At 67.6% G+C, this 21,790-nt stretch carries 21 protein-coding genes; 9 read left to right on the top strand and 12 right to left on the bottom strand.

Translation table 11 applies throughout. The annotated features are described in order from the left end of the window. The 3 genes from AC2D80_RS13640 to AC2D80_RS13630 all read left to right on the top strand — a co-directional run bounded on the left by AC2D80_RS13640 (position 1) and on the right by AC2D80_RS13630 (position 3,737). A complete protein-coding gene (locus AC2D80_RS13640; RefSeq protein WP_484633564.1) occupies positions 1-1,986 on the top strand; it encodes a cation:proton antiporter domain-containing protein in 1,986 nt (661 codons plus the stop codon). A gap of 156 nt (positions 1,987-2,142) precedes the next feature. Next, positions 2,143-3,102 carry an MBL fold metallo-hydrolase gene (locus tag AC2D80_RS13635; RefSeq protein WP_484633563.1) on the top strand — a complete coding sequence of 320 codons (960 nt, stop codon included), beginning with the start codon at positions 2,143-2,145 and terminating at the stop codon, positions 3,100-3,102. An 89-nt stretch (positions 3,103-3,191) separates the two neighbouring features. Beyond that, positions 3,192-3,737 (top strand): adenine phosphoribosyltransferase, encoded by a 546-nt coding sequence (locus AC2D80_RS13630; RefSeq protein WP_484633562.1) that lies wholly within the window; start codon positions 3,192-3,194, stop codon positions 3,735-3,737. Between the two features lie 58 nt (positions 3,738-3,795). Here the strand turns inward: AC2D80_RS13630 and AC2D80_RS13625 are convergent, their stop codons facing one another. From AC2D80_RS13625 to rpmH, 7 genes are all read right to left on the bottom strand, one after another. After that, positions 3,796-4,536 carry a hypothetical protein gene (locus AC2D80_RS13625; protein ID WP_484633561.1) on the bottom strand — a complete coding sequence of 247 codons (741 nt, stop codon included), beginning with the start codon at positions 4,534-4,536 and terminating at the stop codon, positions 3,796-3,798. Between the two features lie 51 nt (positions 4,537-4,587). Beyond that, positions 4,588-5,079, bottom strand: a complete 492-nt coding sequence (locus tag AC2D80_RS13620) for a Crp/Fnr family transcriptional regulator (RefSeq protein WP_484633560.1) — start codon at positions 5,077-5,079, stop codon at positions 4,588-4,590. Positions 5,080-5,187: 108 nt separating this feature from the next. Beyond that, positions 5,188-6,567, bottom strand: coding sequence for a tRNA uridine-5-carboxymethylaminomethyl(34) synthesis GTPase MnmE (gene mnmE / locus AC2D80_RS13615; RefSeq protein WP_484633559.1), 1,380 nt, complete (start codon positions 6,565-6,567; stop codon positions 5,188-5,190). A 163-nt stretch (positions 6,568-6,730) separates the two neighbouring features. Then, positions 6,731-8,431 carry a membrane protein insertase YidC gene (yidC, locus tag AC2D80_RS13610; protein WP_484633558.1) on the bottom strand — a complete coding sequence of 567 codons (1,701 nt, stop codon included), beginning with the start codon at positions 8,429-8,431 and terminating at the stop codon, positions 6,731-6,733. Next, positions 8,428-8,718 carry a membrane protein insertion efficiency factor YidD gene (gene yidD / locus AC2D80_RS13605; protein WP_484633557.1) on the bottom strand — a complete coding sequence of 97 codons (291 nt, stop codon included), beginning with the start codon at positions 8,716-8,718 and terminating at the stop codon, positions 8,428-8,430. The genes yidC and yidD overlap by 4 nt, the downstream gene beginning before the upstream one ends. Next, on the bottom strand, positions 8,708-9,127 hold the full coding sequence (locus tag AC2D80_RS13600; RefSeq protein ID WP_484633591.1) for a ribonuclease P protein component: 420 nt from the start codon (positions 9,125-9,127) through the stop codon (positions 8,708-8,710). Before AC2D80_RS13600 ends, yidD begins: the two co-directional genes overlap by 11 nt. Before the next feature lie 26 nt (positions 9,128-9,153). Beyond that, positions 9,154-9,288: a 50S ribosomal protein L34 gene (rpmH, locus tag AC2D80_RS13595; RefSeq protein ID WP_006299042.1), complete on the bottom strand. Its 135-nt coding sequence runs from the start codon at positions 9,286-9,288 to the stop codon at positions 9,154-9,156. A gap of 227 nt (positions 9,289-9,515) precedes the next feature. Between rpmH and dnaA the strand changes: the two genes are divergently transcribed. From dnaA to AC2D80_RS13570, 5 genes are all read left to right on the top strand, one after another. Next, the gene (gene dnaA, locus AC2D80_RS13590) at positions 9,516-10,934 is read left to right on the top strand and encodes a chromosomal replication initiator protein DnaA (RefSeq protein ID WP_484633556.1); all 1,419 of its coding nucleotides are present in this window, start codon (positions 9,516-9,518) and stop codon (positions 10,932-10,934) included. Between the two features lie 145 nt (positions 10,935-11,079). Further along, positions 11,080-12,186, top strand: coding sequence for a DNA polymerase III subunit beta (gene dnaN, locus AC2D80_RS13585; protein ID WP_484633555.1), 1,107 nt, complete (start codon positions 11,080-11,082; stop codon positions 12,184-12,186). A 162-nt stretch (positions 12,187-12,348) separates the two neighbouring features. Continuing rightward, a complete protein-coding gene (gyrB, locus tag AC2D80_RS13580) occupies positions 12,349-14,964 on the top strand; it encodes a DNA topoisomerase (ATP-hydrolyzing) subunit B (RefSeq protein ID WP_484633554.1) in 2,616 nt (871 codons plus the stop codon). A 250-nt stretch (positions 14,965-15,214) separates the two neighbouring features. Beyond that, positions 15,215-16,522, top strand: coding sequence for an AAA family ATPase (locus tag AC2D80_RS13575; protein WP_484633553.1), 1,308 nt, complete (start codon positions 15,215-15,217; stop codon positions 16,520-16,522). Then, positions 16,522-17,280, top strand: coding sequence for an HNH endonuclease (locus AC2D80_RS13570; RefSeq protein WP_484633552.1), 759 nt, complete (start codon positions 16,522-16,524; stop codon positions 17,278-17,280). Before AC2D80_RS13575 ends, AC2D80_RS13570 begins: the two co-directional genes overlap by 1 nt. A 335-nt stretch (positions 17,281-17,615) precedes the next feature. On the opposite strand, the gene AC2D80_RS13565 is transcribed toward AC2D80_RS13570, so the two are convergent. Together AC2D80_RS13565 and AC2D80_RS13560 are read right to left on the bottom strand one after the other, a co-directional pair. Beyond that, positions 17,616-18,257, bottom strand: coding sequence for a flavin reductase family protein (locus tag AC2D80_RS13565; RefSeq protein ID WP_484633551.1), 642 nt, complete (start codon positions 18,255-18,257; stop codon positions 17,616-17,618). A 109-nt stretch (positions 18,258-18,366) separates the two neighbouring features. Then, complete coding sequence (locus AC2D80_RS13560) at positions 18,367-19,347, bottom strand: Bug family tripartite tricarboxylate transporter substrate binding protein (RefSeq protein WP_484633550.1); 981 nt, start codon at positions 19,345-19,347, stop codon at positions 18,367-18,369. Positions 19,348-19,630: 283 nt separating this feature from the next. Here AC2D80_RS13560 and AC2D80_RS13555 point away from each other — a divergent pair, with 283 nt between their 5' ends. After that, on the top strand, positions 19,631-20,371 hold the full coding sequence (locus AC2D80_RS13555) for an aspartate/glutamate racemase family protein (protein ID WP_484633549.1): 741 nt from the start codon (positions 19,631-19,633) through the stop codon (positions 20,369-20,371). A 54-nt stretch (positions 20,372-20,425) separates the two neighbouring features. Here AC2D80_RS13555 and AC2D80_RS13550 read toward each other — a convergent pair whose 3' ends face one another. Genes AC2D80_RS13550 through AC2D80_RS13540 form a run of 3 tightly spaced genes read right to left on the bottom strand, consistent with a single transcriptional unit; the run spans position 20,426 to position 21,787 of the window. After that, entirely contained in the window at positions 20,426-20,860 is a 435-nt protein-coding gene (locus tag AC2D80_RS13550; RefSeq protein WP_484633548.1) for a PACE efflux transporter, read from the bottom strand. Between the two features lie 10 nt (positions 20,861-20,870). Further along, positions 20,871-21,095 (bottom strand): heavy-metal-associated domain-containing protein, encoded by a 225-nt coding sequence (locus tag AC2D80_RS13545; protein ID WP_484633547.1) that lies wholly within the window; start codon positions 21,093-21,095, stop codon positions 20,871-20,873. 35 nt (positions 21,096-21,130) lie between these two features. Continuing rightward, on the bottom strand, positions 21,131-21,787 hold the full coding sequence (locus tag AC2D80_RS13540) for a cupredoxin domain-containing protein (RefSeq protein ID WP_484633546.1): 657 nt from the start codon (positions 21,785-21,787) through the stop codon (positions 21,131-21,133). Between the last annotated feature and the right edge of the window lie 3 nt (positions 21,788-21,790).

Genomic DNA, 21,790 nt, shown 5'->3' with positions numbered 1-21,790 from the left:
ATGAATTCCCTCGACCTCACGCTGCTGTACCTGCTGGCCGCGGTGCTGGGTGTGGTGGCCTGCCGCATGGCACGTCTGCCGCCGATGCTGGGCTACCTGGTGGTGGGCGTGCTGATCGGACCCAACGCGCTGGCGCTGGCGCAGAACTCGCAGGGCGTGCGCTACCTGGCCGAATTCGGCGTGGTGTTCCTGATGTTCGTGATCGGGCTGGAGTTCAGCCTGCCCAAGCTGCGGGCAATGAAACGCCACGTGTTCGGGTTGGGTCTGTCGCAGGTCGTGCTGACGCTGCTGTTCACCACCGGCGCGTCGCTGCTGCTGGGTCTGCTGTTGCCGCGCTGGTGGAACCTGTCGTGGCAGGCGGCGGTGGCGCTGGGCGGGGTGATGGCGATGAGCAGCACGGCCATCGTCATCAAGCTCGTGGCAGAGCGGCTGGAGCTGGAGAGCGAACATGGCAAGCGGGTGGTGGGCATCCTGCTGTTCCAGGACTTGGCGGTGGTGCCGCTGCTGGTGCTGATTCCGGCGCTGGGCAGCGCGCCCGACCAGCTGTTGCCCGCGCTGGCGCTGGCCTTGGTGAAAGCGGTGCTGCTGCTCGGGCTGCTGCTCACCGGGGGGCAGAAGATCATGCGCTGGTGGCTCACGCTGGTGGCGCGGCGCAAGAGCGACGAACTGTTCATGCTCAACCTGCTGCTGATCACGCTGGGCCTGGCCTGGCTGACCGAGCACGCCGGGCTGTCGCTGGCACTGGGGGCGTTTGTCGCGGGCATGCTGATCGCCGAGACCGAGTACAAGCACCAGGTGGAGACCGACATCCGGCCGTTTCACGACGTGCTGCTCGGGCTGTTCTTCATCACCATCGGCATGCTGCTGGACTGGCGGCTGGTGATTGAGCGCTGGCCGCTGGTGCTGCTGTTGCTGGTGGCGTCGCTGGCGTTCAAGCTGGTGGTGATCACCGGGCTGACGCGGGCCTTCGGCGCCCCCATGGGCACGGCCCTGCGCACCGGGCTGTACCTGTCGCAGGCGGGCGAGTTCGGGCTGGTGCTGCTCACGCTGGCCGGCCAGCACCAGCTGGTGCCGCCGGCGCTGTTCAACCCGATCCTGGCGAGCATGGTGATCTCCATGCTCGCCACCCCTTTCCTGATCATGTATGCCAACCGCATCGTCACGCGGCTGGTGGGCAGCGACTGGCTGATGCAGTCGGTGCAGATGACCACCATCGCGCGCAAGGCGATCAACGCCGACAAGCACGTGATCATCTGCGGCTATGGCCGCTGCGGGCAAAACCTCGCGCGGCTGCTGGAAGGCGAAGGCATTCCCTACATGGCGCTGGACCTCGACCCCGACCGCGTGCGCCAGGCCGCCGCGGCCGGACATTCGGTGGTGTTTGGCGACGCGGCCCGGCTGCAGGCGCTGATGGCCGCCGGCCTGCACCGCGCCAGCGCGGTGGTGGTGACCTACCTCGACACCGCGAGTGCGCTGAAGGTGCTGCACCACGCCCGGGAGCAGGCGCCGCAGGTGCCGGTGGTGGTGCGCACGGTGGACGACATCGACCTGGAAAAGCTGCGCGGGGCCGGCGCCACCGAGGTGGTGCCCGAAGCGATCGAGGCCAGCCTGATGCTGGCCAGCCACGCGCTGGCGCTGGTCGGTGTGCCGATGCGGCGCGTGATCCGGGTCGTGCAAGACCAGCGCGACGCCCGCTACAACCTGCTGCGCGGCTATTTCCACGGCGCCGACGACGACACGGTGGACGACCTGGAGACCGAGCGCCTGACCACCGTGACGCTGCCCGCGGGCGGCCGCAATGCGGGCAAGACGCTGGGCAGCCTCGCGCTGCCGGCAATGGGCGTGCGCCCGGTGAGCCTGCGCCGCGCCAGCGGGCAGCCCGCGCCGGTGGACGACGACACCGTGCTCGGGGGCGGCGACACCCTGGTCATCGGCGGCAAGGCGCCGGCGCTGGCCTTGGCCGAAGCCAAGCTGCTGACGGGCTGACCGACCCCGGCCGGCGGCGCCCGCTGTCCCCCGATCGCGGTTCACGGCGCCGCGCAATTCCGGGCGCCGCCGCGGGGCATTCCTCGACCGGCGAGTCGTCGGGTGACCGCTCGGTATCCTGCGGGGCTTTCCTTCCACCCACCAGGAGACTCCCGCATGGACCGCCGACTGTTTCTGGGGGCCGGCATCGCCGGTGCCACCGCGCTCACCTTCACCTCCGTGCTGTCGCAAAACAGCCCCGACCTCGGCAGCCCCACGCCGCCGAGCCCGGGTTTCGCGCGCCTGAAGGTCGGTGACATCGAGGTGATCGCCGTCAACGACGGCGTGGTGCGCCGCCCGCTGGGTGACGAGTTCGTGCGCAACGCGCCGCTGGAGCAGGTCAAGGCCCTGCTGGCGTCGCAGAACCTGCCCACCGCGTACGTGGACATTCCCTTCACGCCCTACCTCATCGTCAGCGGCAACACCAAGTTCCTGATCGACACCGGCTTCGCCGACAACGGCCCGCCCACCACCGGCCGCCTCAAGGCCAACCTCGCCGCCGCGGGCCACGACATCGCCAGCATCGACCACGTCATCATCAGCCACTTCCACGGCGACCACATCAACGGCCTGCTCAACAAAGACGGCTCGCAGGTGTTCCCCAAGGCCAAGATCCACGTGCCCGCCCCCGAGATGGCCTTCTGGATGGACGACGCCCGCGTCGCCGCGCTGCCGCCGGCCGCCCAGGGCGCCGCGGCCAACGCCAAGCGCGTGTTCGGCGGCTATGGCGCCGACCGCATCGTCCGCTTTGAGCCGGGCGCCGAACTCGCGCCGGGCATCCAGTCCGCGCCGGCCTTCGGCCACACGCCGGGCATGAGCGTGTTCAACGTGCGCTCCAAGGGCCAGTCGTTCATGTACGTGGCCGACGTCACCAACGTGCCGTCGCTGTTTGCCCGCAGCCCCGACTGGGCCGTCACCTTCGACATGGACGCCGAGCTCGCTCGCCAGGTGCGCCGCCGCCTGTTTGACCAGCTGGTGAAGGACAAGTCCGCCATGGGCGGCTTCCACTTCCCCGCGCCGGCCATCGGCACCCTGGAGGCCGCCGGCAGCGGCTACCAGTTCAAGCCGCTGGCCTGACGCCGCGGCGCACGGCCTCCCGGGGCTGTGCGGCCCCCCACAGCCCCGCCCGACCTCGAGTCGCGCGGGGCTGTCTTCATAATGCGCGCATGGACACCGCCGCCTACCTTCGCTCCCACATCCGCACCGTGCCCGACTGGCCCGCGCCGGGTGTTCAGTTCCGCGACATCACGCCGCTGCTGCAAGACCCCAAGGTCTTCCGCGTGCTGATCGACACCTTCGTGCACCGCTACATGGACCCCGCCCTGCGCCCGACGGTGGTGGCCGGGCTGGACGCGCGCGGCTTCATCATCGGCTCGGTGCTGGCGTATGAACTCGGCGTGGGCTTCGTGCCCATTCGCAAGAAGGGCAAGCTGCCGTTCACCACGGTCGAGGAAACCTACGAGCTGGAGTACGGCAGCGCCACGGTCGAACTGCACACCGACGCCGTCAAGCCCGGCGACCGGGTGCTGCTGATCGACGACCTGATCGCCACCGGCGGCACCATGATGGCGGGCCGGCGGTTGCTGGAAAAGCTGGGCGCCACGGTCACCGAAGGCGCGGCCATCGTCGATTTGCCCGAGCTGGGCGGGTCCGCCAAGCTGCGTGACAGCGGACTGGCGCTGTTCACCCTGGTGAATTTCGACGGCCACTGAGTGCCGGCCGCTGCGCACCGGCTGTGAAGGCCGGTCACCGCCGGTGGCGGCCGCGCGGTCAGAGTTTGCCGTACTGGGTTTCGCTCAAGGCCGCGAAGTCGCTGGTGCCGTCGCTCATCGGCGGCATGGATTGGCGGGCCTGCTCTGGCGACGGATAGGCCGGGGCCGGCGTGGCCTGCAGCGCGCGGCGAAACGCCGCGACCTCGTCGTCGCTCACCGCCTGCGGCGGGCCGCTGCGCGCGGTCACGGGGGGCCGCGGGATCGCGGTCAGCGGCTGGGGCGCGGAATGCAAGGGCATCGGGCTGGAGGTCAGCGGCATGGGGCTGGACTGGCCGCGCTCGGCCTCGCGGCGGCTCTGGGCCACCATGGCGGCGCGCAGCGCGGTGCCGACTTGGTCCGACGGCGGGCGGCGGCGCCAGTAGACCGAACGCACCGCCATCTGGTGACGCGCCTGGGCGCTCTGCTGGATCCAGCGCTCGATCTCCAGCAGGTACTCATCCGCCAGATCGCGAGGCCCGAGGGCCAGGTCGATCAACACCAGAAAGCTGTCGCCGTTGGGGTCGGTGTTGAGCACCTTGAAGCTGTAGCTGGTGGAGAGCACGCCACCGCGGATCAGCGACTCGCGCACGATCGCAAACAACTGTTCCCGGCGCAGGATGCGGCGGCCCTTGCGCGGCGAGATCAGCGGCAGCGTGGTCTCGCGGAAGGTCTGCCGCGCGCGCGCCAGCGCGCCGCGACCGAACGCGGCGGCGGTCTTTTCAGCAAACCAGGACTTGAACGACATGGTGGCGGCGTGCATGGCGTGGGGTGGGTTGTGTGACAGGCGGGATGGCGCGGCGGTGGGGGCGTGTCAGGTGACCGCCACCCGCTTGGGCTTGTTGTACATGCGCCGCGCGAGCACCGCCGACATGGCCACGGTGAGCTCGAGCGCGATTTCGGGCTGTCGGGTGCCCAGCTCCCGGAAGCGCAGCGGTGCGAGGCACCACAGGCGGCAATCGGCGCTGGCGGTGACGGTAGCGCTGCGCGGCAGGTGGGAGAAGAAAGCGCCCTCGCCGAGCATCGAGCCTTCGCCGACCACGGCGATGCGGATGCGGTCGTGGCTGTCTTCGTAGTGCACGGTCAGCGATCCGCTCTCCACAAAAAACACGGTGCGGTCCTTCACGCCCTGCTCGATCAAGGGCTGTCCCTGCTTGAGCAGCACCGGCGTGAGGTAGCCGGCCAGCACGCTCCACTGGGCTTCGCTCAGCGTCAGGGGCACGGCGTCCAGCGCGTTGCTCTGCCGCATCGCCCGCGCCAGTGCCTGGATGTCGGCCTTGCCGGCCGTGATGGGAATCACGCTCATGCCGCAAGTTAACCGCGGCGAGCCCGCGTGCGCAAGTTCACGGAAACGCCTTCTCACGCCTTTCACACCCAGCGGCGCAAACAGCCGCCCCAGCGGTGCGGCGGCGCGTCACTTGCCGATGCAAAAACGCGAAAAGATGACCCCGAGCAGGTCGTCGGCGGTGAATTCGCCGGTGATGTCGCCCAGCGCCTGCTGCGCCAGGCGCAGCTCCTCGGCCAACAGGTCCAGGGCCTCGGCGGCCACGCGCAGGCAGTCGTCGGCCTGCGCGAGATGGCTGGCGACGCGGTGCAGCGCCTGCACGTGGCGCTCGCGCGCCATGAACAGGCCCTCACCCGCGGGCTGCCAGCCGGCGAGCTGGAGCAGCCGCTGGCGCAGGGCGTCGAGGCCCTGGCCGTGGCGCGCGGACAGCGCCAGCCAGCCACCGGGGACAGAAGCGTCCGGGCGCTGGTCGCGCTTGTTGGCCACGTGCACCACCGGCACGCCTTCGGGCAGGCCGGCGGCGATGGTGTCATCGGCGGCGACGTAAGCCGGGTCGTCGGCGCGGGTGAGGTCGTGCAGGAAGAGCACGGCGTCGGCCTGGCGGATGCGGCCCCAGGCGCGCTCGATGCCGATGCGCTCGACCTCGTCAACCTCGGGGCTGTCGCGCAGGCCGGCGGTGTCGGTCACGTGAACCGGCACGCCTTCGATCTGGATGGTCTCCTGCACCACATCGCGCGTGGTGCCGGCGATCGGGGTGACGATGGCCAGCTCCGCGCCGGCCAGCGCATTGAGCAGCGAACTCTTGCCGGCGTTGGGCTGCCCGGCGATGACCACGCGCAGGCCGTCGCGCAGCAGCGCGCCCTGGCGGGCTTCGGCGAGCAGCGCGTCGAGGCCGGCGCGCAGGCGCGCGAGCTGGCCCACCGCGTCGGCTTTCTGCAGGAAGTCGATCTCCTCGTCGGGGAAGTCCAGCGTGGCCTCCACCAGCATGCGCAGGTTCACCAGCGCGTCGCGCAAGGCGTGGACCCGGGCAGAAAACGCGCCGCCCAGGGAGCGGGCGGCGCCGCGGGCGGCGGCCTCGGTGGCTGCGTCGATCAGGTCGGCCACCGCCTCGGCCTGGGCGAGATCGAGCTTGTCGTTGAGGAACGCGCGTTCGGTGAATTCGCCGGCGCGTGCCAGCCGCAGCCCGGGCAGGTGCGAGGCGCCCACCGTCAGGCAGCGCGCCAGCAACAGCTGCATCACCACCGGCCCGCCGTGGCCCTGCAGCTCCAGCACGTCTTCGCCGGTGTACGAGTGCGGCGCGGGAAACCACAGCGACAGGCCGTGGTCGATCGGCTCGCCCGAAGCGTCGCGCCACGGCCCGTAGGTCGCTTCGCGCGGCCGCAGATCACGCCCCAGCAGCGCCCGCACGAACGGTGCCAGCCCGCGACCCGATACCCGCACGATCCCCACCGCCCCGCGTCCCGGCGCGGTGGCGATGGCGATGATCGGGTCGCGCGAAGCGGCGGGCATGGCGTGAAGGATACGGCGTGGCGCCAGAAACGATGAGGGCCCGCCATGCGGGCCCCTCAGGACCGAGGTGCGCCGCCCCAGTGACACCGCGGAACCGGCTTCGCCGGGCCGCTGGTGTCGTCCCCCCTGCCAGGGGGGAAGCCGCGTCAGCGGCGCAGGGGGGTCACTTGAATTTGGGCATGTTGAACTTCAGCGGCACGCCCATGCGGCTGTTGATGTGAGCCTGCTGGATGATGGTCAGCACGTTGTTCGTGATCCAGTACAGCACCAGGCCGGACGGGAAGAAGAAGAACATCACCGAGAACACGATGGGCATCATCCACATCAGCTTGGCCTGCAGCGGATCGGGCGGCAGCGGGTTGAGCGCGGTCTGGATCAGCGTGGTGATGGCCATCACCAGCGGCAGGATGTAGTAAGGGTCGGGCGAAGACAGGTCGCTGATCCAGCCCAGCCACGGCGCGTTGCGCATCTCCACGCTGGACAGCAGCACCCAGTACAGCGCGATGAAGACCGGGATCTGGATCAGGATGGGGAAGCAGCCACCCAGCGGGTTGACCTTCTCCTCCTTGTAGATCTTCATCATCTCCATCTGCATCTGCTGCGGGTTGTTTTTGAGGCGCTCGCGCATTTCCATGATGCGCGGATTGATCGCCTTCATCTTGGCCATGCTGCGGTAGGCGCTGGCGTTGAGCCAGTAGAAAGCCGCCTTGATCAGCACCACCAGCAGCACGATCGACCAACCCCAGTTGTGCACGAAGCTGTTGATCTTCTCCATCAGCCAGTACAGCGGCTTGGCCAGGATGGTGAGCCAGCCATAGTCCTTGACCAGCACCAGTCCCGGCGCGATGGTCTCCAGCACCTTCTCTTCCTGCGGGCCCACGAAGAGGCGGGCGGTGTCGGTGGCGCGCTGGCCCGGGGCGATCTCGGGCAAGCGGGTCAGGCTGCCGACGGAAAACAGGTTGCTGTCCACGGCGCGCACGAAGTTCTCGCGGGCCGCGCCGTCGGCCAAAAGCCAGGCGGTGGCGAAGTAGTGCTGCACCATGGCCACATACCCGTCGCTGGCGCTTTTGGCGAATTCCGCCTTGTTGGACGCGATGTCCTTGAACTCGACCTTCTGGTATTTCTGCTCGGCGGTGTAGATCGCCGGGCCGGTGAAGGTGGAGTAGAAGGGGGTTTCGCTGTCGAGCTTGCTGCCGTCGCGCACGAGCTGGCGGTAGAGCTGCGGGCTGACCGGCGCGCTGCCGTTGTTCACGACCTCGTGCTTGACGTCGATCACGTACGAGCCGCGCTTGAGCGTGTACGTCTTGACCAGCTTCACCCCGCCCACTTCGGCCGACTCGAAGACCACGTCCAACGTGTCCTGGCCGTCGGCCAGCGCGGTCGGGTTGCCCACCAGCGTCATCGGCGTTTTGTGGGTAGGGAAAGTGCCGCCGACCAGACCGGTCTGGGCGACGTAGACGTGTTTGCCGTCTTGCGTGAGCAGCGTGAACGGCCCGGTGTCGGGCTGCTTGCTCTGGCGGGTGGACTGCTGGTGGCGGATCAGGTCGGCGCCGATCAGCGAGCCGCCCTCGCTGTTGAAGACGAGGTGGAAGACGTCGGTGCGGACCTCGTGGCGCGCGCCGGCGGCCACCGCGCCCCCGGTCGGGGCTTGTCCCGCGGGGGCTGCCGCGGCCGGCAGGCTGCCGGGAGCGGACGCGGACGCGGCGGGCGGGGCGCCGTCGCCGCCCGCGGCGGGCGCGGTGGCGGCCGGGGGGGTGGGGAAGAACGTGGCCTGTCGGCCGTTGTGGATCTGCCAGCGGTCCCAGATCAGGACCATGGAGAGACCAAACACCACCCACAGGATGGAGCGACGGATGTCATTCATGACGGGTTCTTCTTGGCGGGGGAGGAAGCGATCAGAGCGCTGAACAGGCGCGGAGGTTCATCGGGCACGGGGTCGTGTCCACCATCGCACCAGGGGTGGCAGCGCACTAGGCGCCGCGCGGTGAGCCAGCCGCCGCGGGCGGCGCCGTGGCGCTCCAGCGCCTGCAGGGCATACAGGGAACAACTGGGCTCGAAACGACAGGCGCTGCCCAGCCACGGGCTGAGCACCAAGCGGTACGCCCGCACCAGCCCGATCAGCGCGCGGCGCGGCCAGGTCTCAAGCCGCATGGGAGCTCTCCCGGGCGGCGTTGGCTGCGAGTGGCACGGAGGCACGGCTCCAGAGTTGCAGCAACTCGGCGCGCACCGCCGCTTTCAGCGGCTCGGAGGTGGCGCTGACGAAGCGCTGGCGGCTGAATTCGCTGCGCAGGCGCACCACGTGGGCCGCGGCCGGCAACGCGCCAGCCACCGGCTCGGCGGTGGCGTAGATCTGGCGGCGAATGGTGTTGCGCGTGACCGCGCGGCGCGCCCAGCGCTTGGGCAGGAGCACGCCCAGCCAGGGACCGGCGTGCGGAAACAGCGCGTCCGGCGCCTCAGAGGCGCCCAGGGGGAGTCGGTGCAGCGCGAAATGGGGCGTCTTGGCCACAGGAGCACCGGCCAGCACGGCCTGGAACTGTTGCCGGGACCGCAGCCGCTCGATCACCGGCGGACGGGCGGCTGGCGGCCTCAGACGGCCAGGCGCTTGCGGCCCTTGGCACGGCGCGCGTTGATGACGGCGCGGCCACCGCGCGTCTTCATGCGCACGAGGAAGCCGTGCGTGCGGGCGCGGCGGATTTTCGAGGGCTGGTAGGTGCGTTTCATGGCCATGGCAGTACGGTCCGGCCCGAGGCGCGGAGCTGGTTGGATTGGAGGAAAACCCGCAATTATCGCCCAGACCGTCGAACGGCGGCAAGTCAAGCGCGCGGGCGAGCGGGTTTGCCCGGGGTTGTCGCACGATCAAGCGCCTTGTGGATAACTGCGGCGCGGGGCTAGAATCCGCGCCCTGCCGAAGGCCCTTTGTCCACAACTACAACCCGATTCCTGCCGACATGACCGAGGGCACCCCCCGTTTTTCGACCCCCGCGCCGGCCGCTGCCGAACCGGGCGACCTGTGGGCCGCCTGCCTTGACCGGCTGGCCCAGGAGATCCCCGAGCAGCAGTTCAACACCTGGCTGCGGCCGCTGCAGGCGCAGGTGTCGGCCGACGGCTCGCGGGTCACCGTGCAGGTGGCCAACCGCTTCAAGATGGATTGGGTGCGCGCGCAATACGCGGCCCGCATCGCCGCGGCGCTGGAGGCGGTGCAGGGCACGCCGGTGGTCGTTGAGTTAGCGCTCGCTCCGCGCGAAGCCCCGGTGCGCTCTGTGGCACAGCCGCGCAGTGTGCAGGAACAGGTGTTGGCGGAATTGCCCGACGTGGCGCCGGCCGAGTCGGGCGCGCCGAGCGGTCCGCGCCACCGCCTCAACCCGGCGCTGACCTTCGCGACGCTGGTCGAGGGTTCGGCCAACCGGATGGCGCGCGCCGCCGCCATGCACGTGGCGGGCAGCCTCGGCCAGTTGTACAACCCGCTGTTCATCTACGGTGGCGTCGGTCTGGGCAAGACCCACCTCGTCCACGCCATTGGCAACCAGCTGCTGGCCGATCGGCCGCAAGCCAAGGTTTTGTACATCCACGCCGAACAATTTGTTTCGGATGTGGTCAAGTCTTATCAGCGCAAGACCTTCGACGAGTTCAAGGAGCGCTACCACCGGCTCGACCTGCTGCTGATCGACGACGTGCAGTTCTTCGCCAACAAGGAGCGCACGCAGGAAGAGTTTTTCAACGCCTTCGAAGCGCTGCTGGCCAAGAAGAGCCACATCGTGCTCACCAGCGATACCTACCCCAAGGGCCTGGCCGACATCCACGAGCGGCTGGTCTCGCGCTTCGATTCCGGCCTGACGGTGGCGATCGAGCCGCCGGAGCTGGAAATGCGCGTGGCCATCCTGATCAACAAGGCGGCCGCGGAGAGCGCGGTGATGCCGGAGGAGGTGGCGTTTTTCGTGGCGAAGAACGTGCGCTCCAACGTGCGCGAACTCGAAGGCGCGCTGCGCAAGATCCTGGCCTACAGCCGCTTCAACCAGAAAGACATTTCGATCCAGCTCGCGCGCGACGCGCTGAAAGACCTGCTGTCGATCCAGAACCGGCAGATCAGCGTGGAAAACATCCAGAAAACGGTGGCCGACTTCTACAAGATCAAGGTCGCCGACATGTATTCCAAGAAGCGGCCCGCCAGCATCGCCCGGCCGCGGCAGATCGCCATGTTTTTGGCCAAGGAGCTGACGCAGAAGAGCCTGCCGGAAATTGGCGAGCTGTTTGGCGGACGCGACCACACGACCGTGCTGCACGCGGTGCGCAAGATCGCGGGCGAGCGCCAGCAGAACACCGAGCTGAACCAGCAGCTGCATGTGCTGGAACAGACCCTCAAGGGCTGATTCGGCCCCGCCCCGGATGCGACCCGCAAACACCTCGCGAACCGCCCCGCGAACCGCCCCGCGAACCGCCCCGCAAACGAGCGAAAATAGACCCGTTTTGGCCGCCGCCGGCCGCCCCTTACCCTGACGACGAAAGAGCCCGCCCATGATCGTTTTCAAATCGACCCAGGACAAGGTTCTGGCCGCCCTGCAGTCGGTGGCCGGCATCGTCGAGCGGCGCCACACGCTGCCGATCCTGGCCAACGTGCTGCTGCGCAAGACCGGCGGCGCGCTGCAGCTCACCACGAGCGACCTGGAGATCCAGATCCGCACCACGGCGCAACTCGACGGCGACGACGGCAGCTTCGCCACCACGCTGGGCGCGCGCAAGCTGATCGACATCCTGCGCACGATGCCGGGCGACCAGACGGTGAGTCTGGAAGCCACCGGCGGCAAGCTGGTGCTCAAGGGGGGCAAGAGCCGCTTCACGCTGCAAAGCCTGCCCGCGGAGGACTTCCCGCTGGTGCAGGAGTCGGCGAGCTTTGGGCCGGCGTTCAGCGTGCCGCAGAAAACGCTCAAGGGCCTGCTGGGTCAGGTGTCGTTTGCCATGGCGGTGCACGACATCCGCTACTACCTCAACGGCATCCTGTTCGTGGCCGAAGGCAAGCAGCTCAGCCTGGTGGCCACCGACGGCCACCGGCTGGCGTTTGCCAGTGCCACGCTGGACGTGGACGTGCCCAAGCAGGAGGTGATCCTGCCGCGCAAGACGGTGCTGGAGCTGCAGCGCCTGCTGTCCGACAAGGAAGGCGCCATCGAAATGCAGTTCGCGGCCAACCAGGCCAAGTTCAGCTTTGACGGCATGGAGTTCGTCACCAAACTGGTCGAGGGCAAGTTCCCCGACTACAACCGCGTGATCCCCAAGAACCACAAGAACATCGTCACGCTGGGCCGCGCCCCGCTGCTGGCCTGCCTGCAGCGCACGGCCATCATGACGAGCGAGAAGTTCAAGGGCGTGCGCCTGAACCTGGAAGCCGGCGCGCTGCGCGTGGCTTCGAGCAACGCCGAGCAGGAAGAGGCGGTGGACGAGCTCGACATCGACTACAGCGGCGCCGACATCGAGATCGGCTTCAACGTCACCTACCTGATCGACGCGCTGCAGAACATGGGCCAGGAAATGGTCCGCATCGAGCTCCAGGACGGCAACAGCTCCGCGCTGATCACCAACCCCGACGACAACGCGTTCAAGTACGTCGTGATGCCCATGAGAATTTGACCCCCCTGCGCCGCTTTCGGCGTCACCCCCCAGGGGGCGCCAGCAGCGGCCCGGCAAAGCCGGTTCCGCGCTGGCCTGGACCAAGAAGCCTGCGCACCACCGGTCCCCAGCTCAACCCGCACTTGGCGGGTTTGGCGCTTCTAGAAGTCCGAGAAATTCACCATGTCCGAAGCCAGCAAGCCCGTTGACCCGTCCGAAAACGGTGCCGCCAACCCCGACAGCTCCAATTTCCAGCCCAAGATCGACGCCCACCAGGCCGGCGCGAGCGAGGGCTATGGCGAAGGCTCGATCCAGATCCTGGAAGGTCTGGAGGCGGTGCGCAAGCGCCCGGGCATGTACATCGGCGACACGTCCGACGGCACCGGCCTGCACCACCTGGTGTTCGAGGTGGTCGACAACTCCATCGACGAGGCGCTGGCGGGCCACTGCGACGACATCGTGGTCACCATCCACACCGACAACTCCATCAGCGTGGTGGACAACGGCCGCGGCATCCCGACCGGCGTGAAGATGGACGACAAGCACGAGCCCAAGCGCTCGGCCGCCGAGATCGCGCTGACCGAGCTGCACGCGGGCGGCAAGTTCAACCAGAACAGCTACAAGGTCTCGGGCGGTCTGCACGGCGTGGGCGTGAGCTGCGTGAACGCGTTGTCGGTGTGGCTGCGCCTGACGGTGCGCCGCGAGGGGAAGGTGCACCAGCTGGAGTTCGCGCGCGGCGTGGTGCAAAACCGCCTGCTGGAAACGCAGGGCGGCGTGGAGGTTTCACCGATGAAGGTGACCGGCGCCACCGAGAAACGCGGCACCGAAGTCCATTTCCTGCCCGACACCGAGATCTTCAAAGAGAACAACGACTTTCACTACGAAATCCTGAGCAAGCGCCTGCGCGAGCTGAGCTTCCTCAACAACGGCGTGCGCATCCGCCTGATCGACGAGCGCAGCGGCAAGGAAGACGACTTCTCGGGCGCCGGTGGCGTCAAGGGCTTTGTCGAGTTCATCAACAAGGGCAAGACCGTCCTGCACCCGAACATCTTCCACGCGCTCGGCGATCGTCAGAGCGACCAGGGCACCAACATCGGTGTGGAAGTCGCCATGCAGTGGAACAGCGGCTACAACGAGCAGGTGCTGTGTTTCACCAACAACATCCCGCAGCGCGACGGCGGCACCCACCTCACCGGCCTGCGCGCCGCGATGACCCGCGTCATCAACAAATACATCGAAGAGAACGACCTGGCCAAGAAAGCCAAGGTCGAGGTCACGGGTGACGACATGCGCGAAGGCCTGTGCTGCGTCCTCTCCGTGAAGGTGCCCGAGCCCAAGTTCAGCAGCCAGACCAAGGACAAGCTGGTGTCCAGCGAGGTGCGCGGCCCGGTGGAAGACGTGGTGGCCCGCCTGCTCACCGACTACCTGCAGGAAAAGCCCAACGACGCCAAGATCATCTGCGGCAAGATCGTGGAAGCCGCCAAGGCCCGCGAAGCCGCCCGCAAGGCGCGCGAGATGACGCGCCGCAAAGGTGTGCTCGACGGCATGGGCCTGCCCGGCAAGCTCGCCGACTGCCAGGAGAAGGACCCGGCGCTGTGTGAGATCTACATCGTGGAGGGCGACTCGGCCGGCGGCTCGGCCAAGCAGGGCCGCGACCGCAAGTTCCAGGCGATCCTGCCGCTGCGCGGCAAGATCCTCAACGTGGAGAAAGCGCGCTACGAGAAGCTGCTCACCTCCAACGAAATCCTCACGCTGATCACCGCGCTGGGCACGGGCATCGGCAAGGCCGGCAGCGCGGGCGACGGCAAAAGCGGCGCCGATGACTTCGACGTGGCCAAGCTGCGCTACCACCGCATCATCATCATGACCGACGCCGACGTCGACGGCGCCCACATCCGCACGCTGCTGCTGACCTTCTTCTACCGGCAGATGCCCGAGCTGGTCGAGCGCGGCCACATCTACATCGCGCAGCCGCCGCTGTACAAGGTGAAGGCCGGCAAGGAAGAGCTGTACCTCAAGGACGGCCACGCGCTCGATACCTTCCTGCTGCGCATCGCGCTGAAGGACGCGCGCGTGATCACCGGCGGCGCCGACAGCCGCACCCTCGACGGCGACACCCTGGCCGAGCTTGCCCGCAAACACCAGACCGCCGAACAGGTGATCGCCCGCCTGTCCGCCTTCATGGACGCCGAGGCGCTGCGCGCCGTGGCCGACGGCGTGGTGCTCAACCTCGACGACATGGAAGGCGCCGCCGCCAGCGCCCAGGCCCTGCAGGCCAAGCTGCGCGAGCTCAGCACCACCGGCGTGCCCGCCGAGGTGGCCGCCGAATTCGACGCGCGCAGCGACAAACCCGTGCTGCGCATCAGCCGCCGCCACCACGGCAACATCAAGAGCAGCGTCATCACCCAGGACTTCGTCCACGGCGCCGACTACGCCGCCCTGGCCCACGCCGCCAACACCTTCCGCGGCCTGCTGGGCGACGGCGCCAAGGTGCAGCGCGGCGAGGGCGACAAGCAGAAGGAAGAGCGCGTGGGCGACTTCCGCCAGGCCATGCACTGGCTGATCGCCGAAGCCGAACGCAGCACCGCCCGCCAGCGCTACAAAGGCCTGGGCGAAATGAACCCCGAGCAGCTGTGGGAAACCACCATGGACCCCACCGTGCGCCGGCTGCTGCGCGTGCAGATCGACGACGCGATCGAGGCCGACCGCGTGTTCACGATGCTGATGGGGGATGAGGTGGAACCGCGGCGGGACTTCATCGAAACGAACGCGCTGCGGGCGGGGAATATTGACGTGTGAAGCGTCTGTCGACTTGCAACAAGGGCGCTGCTCAGCATGACTTGGCAGACAGAAACAGAGCTTTAGCTTGGCTCAAGGTACCGCCTTGGCTGAAACGCCCCTCCCGCATGAGCGATCAGCGCAACTGATTTGTGGAAATCGACAGGCGCTAGATTCTCATATCCTTGACATTCCTGTCATGACCTCGTGGACAGTCTAGGGGGCTGCGGAGGCTTTATTGTGATTGTCAATGTCGCACGATTGGACTCCGATGCGCATAGAGCAGCTGCGAATCGAGAACTTCAAGGGGTTCTCCCAACGTGAACTCAGCTTTCATCCTGGGTTCAATCTTGTTATTGGCGAGAACGGTTCTGGCAAGACGTCCGTCTTAGATGCACTCGCAGTAGCAGCCGGGAGTTGGTTTCTTGGCCTCAGAGGGTACGACAGCCGCCACATTCGCCCAGAGGACGTACGCCTTCAAGGAAGCGAAGCCGAGGCGACGATGACGTGGGAGCAGCAGTTCCCATGCGTCGTCGAGGCTCGTGGGGTCGTTCAGGAGCAGCCACTAACGTGGCGACGGACACTCGATGGTCCTGGCGGTCGTACGAAATATGGAGAGGCTCGTGAGATCAAGTCGCTCGGGGAACAGACCGAGCGCGCAGTGCGTGATGGGCAGCCGATCACTCTACCGCTCATCTCCTACTATGGCACTGGCAGGCTCTGGGACATCCCTCGTGAGCAGGGCAGGGTGCGAGATCCGGCGAAGGGACTTTTTAGGGCGCAACGCTCGCGCCTTTTGGGCTATCACAACAGCGTCGACCCTCGACTCTCTATCGCTGCCCTCGTCCAGTGGATAGCACAGCAGTCCTGGCTGACTTTTCAGCAGGGGGGCAAGGAGACGAATACCTTCGCTGCCGTCAGGGAAGCCCTCGTACGTAATGTGCAGGGGGCTAGACAGCTCGCCTTCGATCCGAAGTTGGGGGAGGTCATCGTTCGCTTCGAGCGAGGCGAGCAGCAGCCATTCATGAATCTCAGTGATGGTCAGCGATGCATGCTCGCGCTGGTCGGCGACTTGGCGCAGAAGGCCGCTACCCTCAATCCCCATCTTGGGGAGCGTGTCCTCGCTGAGACTCCGGGGCTTGTGTTGGTAGACGAACTAGACCTCCATCTTCATCCAACTTGGCAGCGCCACGTAGTTGAGGACCTGCGAACCACGTTTCCCCGGCTTCAATTCATCTGCACAACCCACTCTCCGTTCTTGATCCAGTCGCTTCGCACTGGCGACGAGCTCGTCATGCTCGATGGACAGCCTACCGCACAGCTCTCAGACCTTTCGGTTGAGGAGATAGCGAGGGGCATCCAAGGCGTATCGGACACTAGTGTGAGTAGGCGATATGCCGAAATGAAGAGTGTTGCAAGGGACTACCTAGAGACGCTCGAGGAAGCTGCGGCAGCACCCGAGGAGAAACTCGCCAGCTACAAGCAGCGCCTTGCCGAAAGCATCGCGCCTTACGCCGACAACCCGGCCTTCCAAGCTTTTCTGGAGATGAAGCGCGCGGCCAAGCTCAGGGAGTCGTGATGCGTCCTGTCCGTCGAGGAGCGTCGCCGAACGCGAGCGACTTTGCCGACTACCGAGATGCGTTTCCTGAGCTGGCGTCGCGGCTGGGCCCGTACTGCAGCTACTGCGAGCGCCGAATCGCAACGCAACTCGCCGTTGAGCATATTCAGCCCAAGGGGCTTGCCGAGTACGCCGCCCTGGAGGGCAGGTGGGAGAACTTCCTTCTCGCGTGCGTGAACTGCAACTCAACGAAGGGCGACAAAGATGTCGTACTTGCCGATGTCTTGCTTCCGGACAGGGACAACACATTCATCGCCTACCGATATGCGCAGGATGGCACAGTAAGTGTTGACAGTTCGCTGCCGCCCGCAGTAGCCGCCCAAGCAGATGCAACGCTGGCGCTCGTTGGTCTCGATAAGCGGATCGCAGAAGCCGTAGACGCGAACGGCAAGCTTGTTGCGATCGACCGGGTATCCCAACGAATGCAGGCTTGGCTCCTGGCCCTTACCAGCAAGGAGGACCTCGATGCTGAGCCACAGAGTGCAGGGCTCCGTCGCCAGATCATCCGTACGGCTGTTGAGAACGGCTTTTTCAGCATCTGGATGGCTGTGTTTGCAGCCGACGCAGACATGCGGAATAGGCTGATCGACGCCTTCTCCAAGGAAGAGAATACCGTGATTACCGGGACCCGAGGGAGCGGCAGCTTCGACCCAGCTACCAGCGCTCCGATACAGCCAGCCGCAAACCCAGACCTACTCGCTCACGGGGGGAAGTTGTGAGCGTTGCGCGGTGTTCATAGCCAACATCAGGACGTCAGCTATCCGCGCCCAATTTGGCAGAGCTTCAAATCGAGGTAATCGCTAGACCTGAGATTAGTCGCTGAAGCCAAGCACTTGTCAGCATGTCGAGGCCAGGAATAGGCCGCCGTTTCGAGCCAACCCCGAATTGAGTCGAGCTTGATCGGATTCAGTATCGAGGAGAACGCAAGTTCTGCTGAACAAGCAATTAACACGCCTAGTAGGAAGTTCAGCAATCCTCAAGTATTCACACCCCGCGCCCGCTAACCCGGCGAGCGCTGTCGCCGCGGCTTGAGCACGGTGCAAGCGCACCGCGCTCAGATCCGATCGATGGACGTCTGCTGTGGCGGCGGCTCGCCGGCGCGGTCGGCGAGGGAGAAGCGGTCTTCGGTGCGGGTGTAGAAGCTCGCGCCGAAACGGGCGATGGGTCGGTAGTCGCGCAGGTTGACCCGCCAGGCCTCGGTGTCGATCAGGCCGTCGCGCGCGGCCAGCCACTGGATTCGGCCGATGAACACGTAACGGCTGGGCGTTTCCAGTTTCTCGTGAAGCACGCATTCGAAGGCGATGGGCGCTTCCTGGATGCGGGGCGGCTTCACGGTGTGCGAGGCCACGGGCGTGAGGCCCACGGCCGCGAGTTCGCTCACGTCCGCGGGAAACGATTCGCCGCAGGCGTGCATTTGCTGCGCGAGCGGCTCGTCTGACATGTGGACCACGAATTCGCCGTTGTGCAGGATGTTGGCGGCGGTGTCTTTGAGGCGGCCATCAGCGAGGCGGTTGATGCTGATCATCAGGATCGGCGGGTCCTCGCCGATCATGTTGAACATGGAAAACGGGGCCGCGTTGACCACGCCGTTGGCGCCGAGTGTGGTCACCAGCGCGATCGGTCGGGGCACTATCAGGCTGGCCATCAGCTTGTAGCGCTGGTAGCTGGTGATCTCGTTGAAATCGACTTCGGTCATTCGGGGGGCCGTTGACGCGGCATGAACACCAGACGGACACCCGCGGGGGCTCACCCATTCTAGGCGTGGGTGATGGCCGCCGCGGCGCGATGAGGGAGCGCGGACGCGATCAGGTGATCACTTCCACCTTGGCGCGCTTGGCCACCGCGGTCCAGTTGGTGATCTGGGACTGGATCAGCTTGACGAACTCGTCGCCGACCACCGGCGTTTTGCGCGGCAGGGTCTGGATGTCGTCGAGCCGCTGCGCGATGTCGGGTTTGGCCAGGATCTCAGGGATGAGGGCGGTCAGGCGCTGCGCGATCGGGGCCGGCAGGTTCTTGGGCGCGGACAGGCCCAGCCACTGCGAACCGGTGAGCGAAGGCAGGCCCTGCTCGGCGAAGGTGGGGATGTTGGGCAGCGCGGTCAGGCGGCTGGTGGTGGACACGGCCAGGGCGCGCAGGGTGCCGCCCTTGAGCTGGGTCACGTTGGTCGTCACCGGGTCGAAAACGCCGTCGATGAGGCCGGCCATGAGGTCCTTGATGGCGGGGGCGCTGCCCTGGTAGGGCACGTGGTCGTGTTCGCGGGCCTGGCCGTCGATCTTGAGCAGTTCGCCGAACAGGTGGTTGGCCGACCCGATGCCGGAGGAACCGTAGCGCACCGGCTTGGTCTTGGCCGCCTCGATGTACTGCGCCAGGGTCTGGTACGGCGACTCGGCGCGCACCAGCAGCAGCATCGGGGCCTCCACCAGCATGCCCATGTGGGTGAAGTCGTTCAGCGGATCGAAGGGCATGGTGCGGCGGGTGGCCGTGGCGTACACATGGACCGAGGCGTGGCTGACGAGCAGGGTGTAGCCGTCGGCGGGCTGGCGGCTGGCGAACTCGGTGCCGATCAGGCCGCCGGCGCCGGCGCGGTTGTCCACGATCACGGATTGCGAGAGCGCTTGCGACAGGTGGGGCGCCATGAGGCGGGCCACCGTGTCCACCAGACCGCCGGGCGGGTACTGGCAGATCAGCCGGATCGGGCCGCGGGTGGGCCAGGCGGACGATTGGGCGTGCACCCAGGGGGCGGCCACGGCAACGGTGCCGGCGGCCAGAAAATCACGGCGCTTCATAGGTTCTCCAGGGTTCGTGCAAGCTCTCCTCGGGGGTGGGCTGCGAGAGCTCGGGCAGCCTCCACGCCGGACGTGGCGCACGTTCCGTGCCAAGCCAGGCCGTCGCGCGCCGCCGGCCTCGGCACGGAAGTTGCCCCGTCTTGGCGGTCGCCCCCGCCGCACGCCCCCACCGCATGCCCCGATCGCGCGCACCCCTTTGGTGAGCGCGCCGGGCTCGCACCACGAAGGGGCGTGGTGTCCCCACACGCCGCCGCACCGCCCGCTGCGGCCCATCATTCGACCCATGAACCCGCCGCCGCTTCGCCGCTTCCTGCTCATCAACCCCAACACCAACCCGCTGACCACCGAGCGCCTGTGCGAGGTGCTGATGCCGCGGCTGCCGCCCCAGACGCGGCTGGAGGTGCGCACCGCGGCCTTCGGCGCCCGGTACATCGCCTGCGAGGCCAGCCACGCGGTGGCGGCCCACGCGTGCCTGGACGCGTGGGCGCATCACGTGGCGCAGGCGCCGGAGCCGCTGGAGGGCGTGCTGATTGGTTGCTTCGGCGATCCGGGGCTTTTTGCGCTGCGCGAGGTCAGCGCCTGCCCGGTCACCGGGCTCGCCGAGGCCTCGTTCATCGAAGCGGCCCGGCGCGGGCCGTTTGCCATCGTCACGGGGGGCGAGCGGTGGAAGCCGATGCTGACGCGACTGGCACACGGGCTGGGGTTCGGCCCGCTGCTGCGACACATCGAAACGGTGGCGCCCAGCGGCGCCGCGCTGCAGGCCGACCCGGCGATGGCGCTGCAATGCCTGGGCGCGGCCTGCGAACAGGCGGCCCGCGCCGGGGTGGAGAGCATCATCCTGGGCGGCGCGGGCCTGGCGGGTTACGCCGACCGGCTGCAGGCGGTGTGTCCGCTGCCGCTGATCGACAGCGCGACCGCGGGTCTGGACGTCTTGTTGGGCCGCCGGGCGCCCGCCGCCACCCAAGCCGAAAACCGCTTCCACGCCCAATGGACCCAGATGCCGCCGGCCTTCGGTGGGCCCTGAAGCCTCACCCCGGGGCCACCGCCCGTTGGCACCCCGGCGATGGGCGAGCGCCGCTCAGGCGCGCTCCACCGGCATCGCCGACGCGGGCAGGCCGAACACCTTGTCGAACGCGAGGTTGAAGGCGAAGGTGTAGACGAGAAAGAAGGCGATGAGGCCGAGGTCGAGCACAAAGGCGCGCCACAGGCTGATCTGCAGCCACCACGCAAACAGGGGCACGAGCAGCAGCACGAGGCCGCCCTCGAAGCCCAGCGCATGCGCGGCGCGGCGGCGCCAGCTGCGGCCTTTCACGGGCTGGCGGGCTTCCCAGCGCTCGAAGGCCGTGTTGTAGGCCAGGTTCCAGACGACCGCGATGACCGACGAGGCCACGGCGGCGACGCTGGCGTGGGCCACGCTGTGGTCGGACAGTCGCGCCAGGCCAACGCTGGTGGCGGCGATGGCGATGAGCTCGAACAGGGTGACGTAGACGACTTTGCGCCGCAGGCCTTGCATGGGGCGCGTCTCAGTCGGCCTGGGGGTCTGCCAGCTGCGCGGTGTGGCCGGCCTCGGCGAGGGCGGCCACGATGTCGTCGGCAGAAATCATGGGGCTGTGGCTGACCCAGGCGCTGCGCGTGGCGAGGTCGACGTCGGCCTGGTGGATGCAGGGCAGGTCCTGCAACTCGAACAGCACGGCCGCGGCATCGTCGGCGCTGGCCAGGTCGGGCAGGTGAAGGGTGATTTCGGGCATGGCGCTATCGTGCCACGCGCCGCTGAGATCGAGGGTCAGCGCCGGCGCCGCGGCTGGATGGTGGTCGGCACGTTGATGGCCGCCACCGCGCGCACGTCGACCGTGACGGGCGTGGCGTCGACGATCTGGTCGGGGTGCCAGACCAGCACCCGCGAGGGGCCTTCGGGCACGTCGGCGATGGTGACGACACCGTCCTCGCCCGTCTGTGCCACCCACGGCGTGTCGGTCACGTAAATGAAGCCGCGCATGGTGCTGTGCAGATGGCAGCCGAGCCGGTAGGGTCCGGCGCGCGACATTTGCACATCGGCCGCGGGCTCGGGTTTGCCAGGCTCGGGCGGCGGCAGGCGCAACTCATGGCCATCGGCCGGCCGGCTCTCGCCCAGCAGGCTGGCGCTGGCCGGCAGCACGCGCACGTGGTGGTCGTAGGGGTCCTGGTTGGTGAAGCGCACGGTGGAGCCCACCGGCACCAGCGTGACGATGGGCTGGAACTGCGAACGCTCCTGCCGAACCACGGCACGCACCGGTGCACCGGCTTTTGGCCGCGCGCCGGGCACCACCGGCTCGACCACCACCACCGCATTGGACAGCGGCTTGCCGTCGCGGGCCAGCACCGTCACCTGCACCGTGGCGGCGTGGGCGGCCGTGGCCACCAGCATCGCCAGCGCGCCCATCCATGTTGCGGCGTGTCGCATGAA

It is taken from the genome of Hydrogenophaga sp. T66 (genome assembly GCF_057219855.1).
This window is presented reverse-complemented; position numbering and strand designations above follow the sequence as displayed.

What these genes read in the sequence shown, in the direction of transcription:
- AC2D80_RS13640 (WP_484633564.1), top strand. Translation starts at nt 1, where the DNA reads ATGAATTCCCTCGACCTCACGCTGCTGTACCTGCTGGCCGCGGTGCTG.
- AC2D80_RS13635 (WP_484633563.1), top strand. Translation starts at nt 2,143, where the DNA reads ATGGACCGCCGACTGTTTCTGGGGGCCGGCATCGCCGGTGCCACCGCG.
- AC2D80_RS13630 (WP_484633562.1), top strand. Translation starts at nt 3,192, where the DNA reads ATGGACACCGCCGCCTACCTTCGCTCCCACATCCGCACCGTGCCCGAC.
- AC2D80_RS13625 (WP_484633561.1), bottom strand. Translation starts at nt 4,536, where the DNA reads ATGCACGCCGCCACCATGTCGTTCAAGTCCTGGTTTGCTGAAAAGACC.
- AC2D80_RS13620 (WP_484633560.1), bottom strand. Translation starts at nt 5,079, where the DNA reads ATGAGCGTGATTCCCATCACGGCCGGCAAGGCCGACATCCAGGCACTG.
- mnmE (WP_484633559.1), bottom strand. Translation starts at nt 6,567, where the DNA reads ATGCCCGCCGCTTCGCGCGACCCGATCATCGCCATCGCCACCGCGCCG.
- yidC (WP_484633558.1), bottom strand. Translation starts at nt 8,431, where the DNA reads ATGAATGACATCCGTCGCTCCATCCTGTGGGTGGTGTTTGGTCTCTCC.
- yidD (WP_484633557.1), bottom strand. Translation starts at nt 8,718, where the DNA reads ATGCGGCTTGAGACCTGGCCGCGCCGCGCGCTGATCGGGCTGGTGCGG.
- rpmH (WP_006299042.1), bottom strand. Translation starts at nt 9,288, where the DNA reads ATGAAACGCACCTACCAGCCCTCGAAAATCCGCCGCGCCCGCACGCAC.
- dnaA (WP_484633556.1), top strand. Translation starts at nt 9,516, where the DNA reads ATGACCGAGGGCACCCCCCGTTTTTCGACCCCCGCGCCGGCCGCTGCC.
- dnaN (WP_484633555.1), top strand. Translation starts at nt 11,080, where the DNA reads ATGATCGTTTTCAAATCGACCCAGGACAAGGTTCTGGCCGCCCTGCAG.
- gyrB (WP_484633554.1), top strand. Translation starts at nt 12,349, where the DNA reads ATGTCCGAAGCCAGCAAGCCCGTTGACCCGTCCGAAAACGGTGCCGCC.
- AC2D80_RS13575 (WP_484633553.1), top strand. Translation starts at nt 15,215, where the DNA reads ATGCGCATAGAGCAGCTGCGAATCGAGAACTTCAAGGGGTTCTCCCAA.
- AC2D80_RS13570 (WP_484633552.1), top strand. Translation starts at nt 16,522, where the DNA reads ATGCGTCCTGTCCGTCGAGGAGCGTCGCCGAACGCGAGCGACTTTGCC.
- AC2D80_RS13565 (WP_484633551.1), bottom strand. Translation starts at nt 18,257, where the DNA reads ATGACCGAAGTCGATTTCAACGAGATCACCAGCTACCAGCGCTACAAG.
- AC2D80_RS13560 (WP_484633550.1), bottom strand. Translation starts at nt 19,347, where the DNA reads ATGAAGCGCCGTGATTTTCTGGCCGCCGGCACCGTTGCCGTGGCCGCC.
- AC2D80_RS13555 (WP_484633549.1), top strand. Translation starts at nt 19,631, where the DNA reads ATGAACCCGCCGCCGCTTCGCCGCTTCCTGCTCATCAACCCCAACACC.
- AC2D80_RS13550 (WP_484633548.1), bottom strand. Translation starts at nt 20,860, where the DNA reads ATGCAAGGCCTGCGGCGCAAAGTCGTCTACGTCACCCTGTTCGAGCTC.
- AC2D80_RS13545 (WP_484633547.1), bottom strand. Translation starts at nt 21,095, where the DNA reads ATGCCCGAAATCACCCTTCACCTGCCCGACCTGGCCAGCGCCGACGAT.
- AC2D80_RS13540 (WP_484633546.1), bottom strand. Translation starts at nt 21,787, where the DNA reads ATGCGACACGCCGCAACATGGATGGGCGCGCTGGCGATGCTGGTGGCC.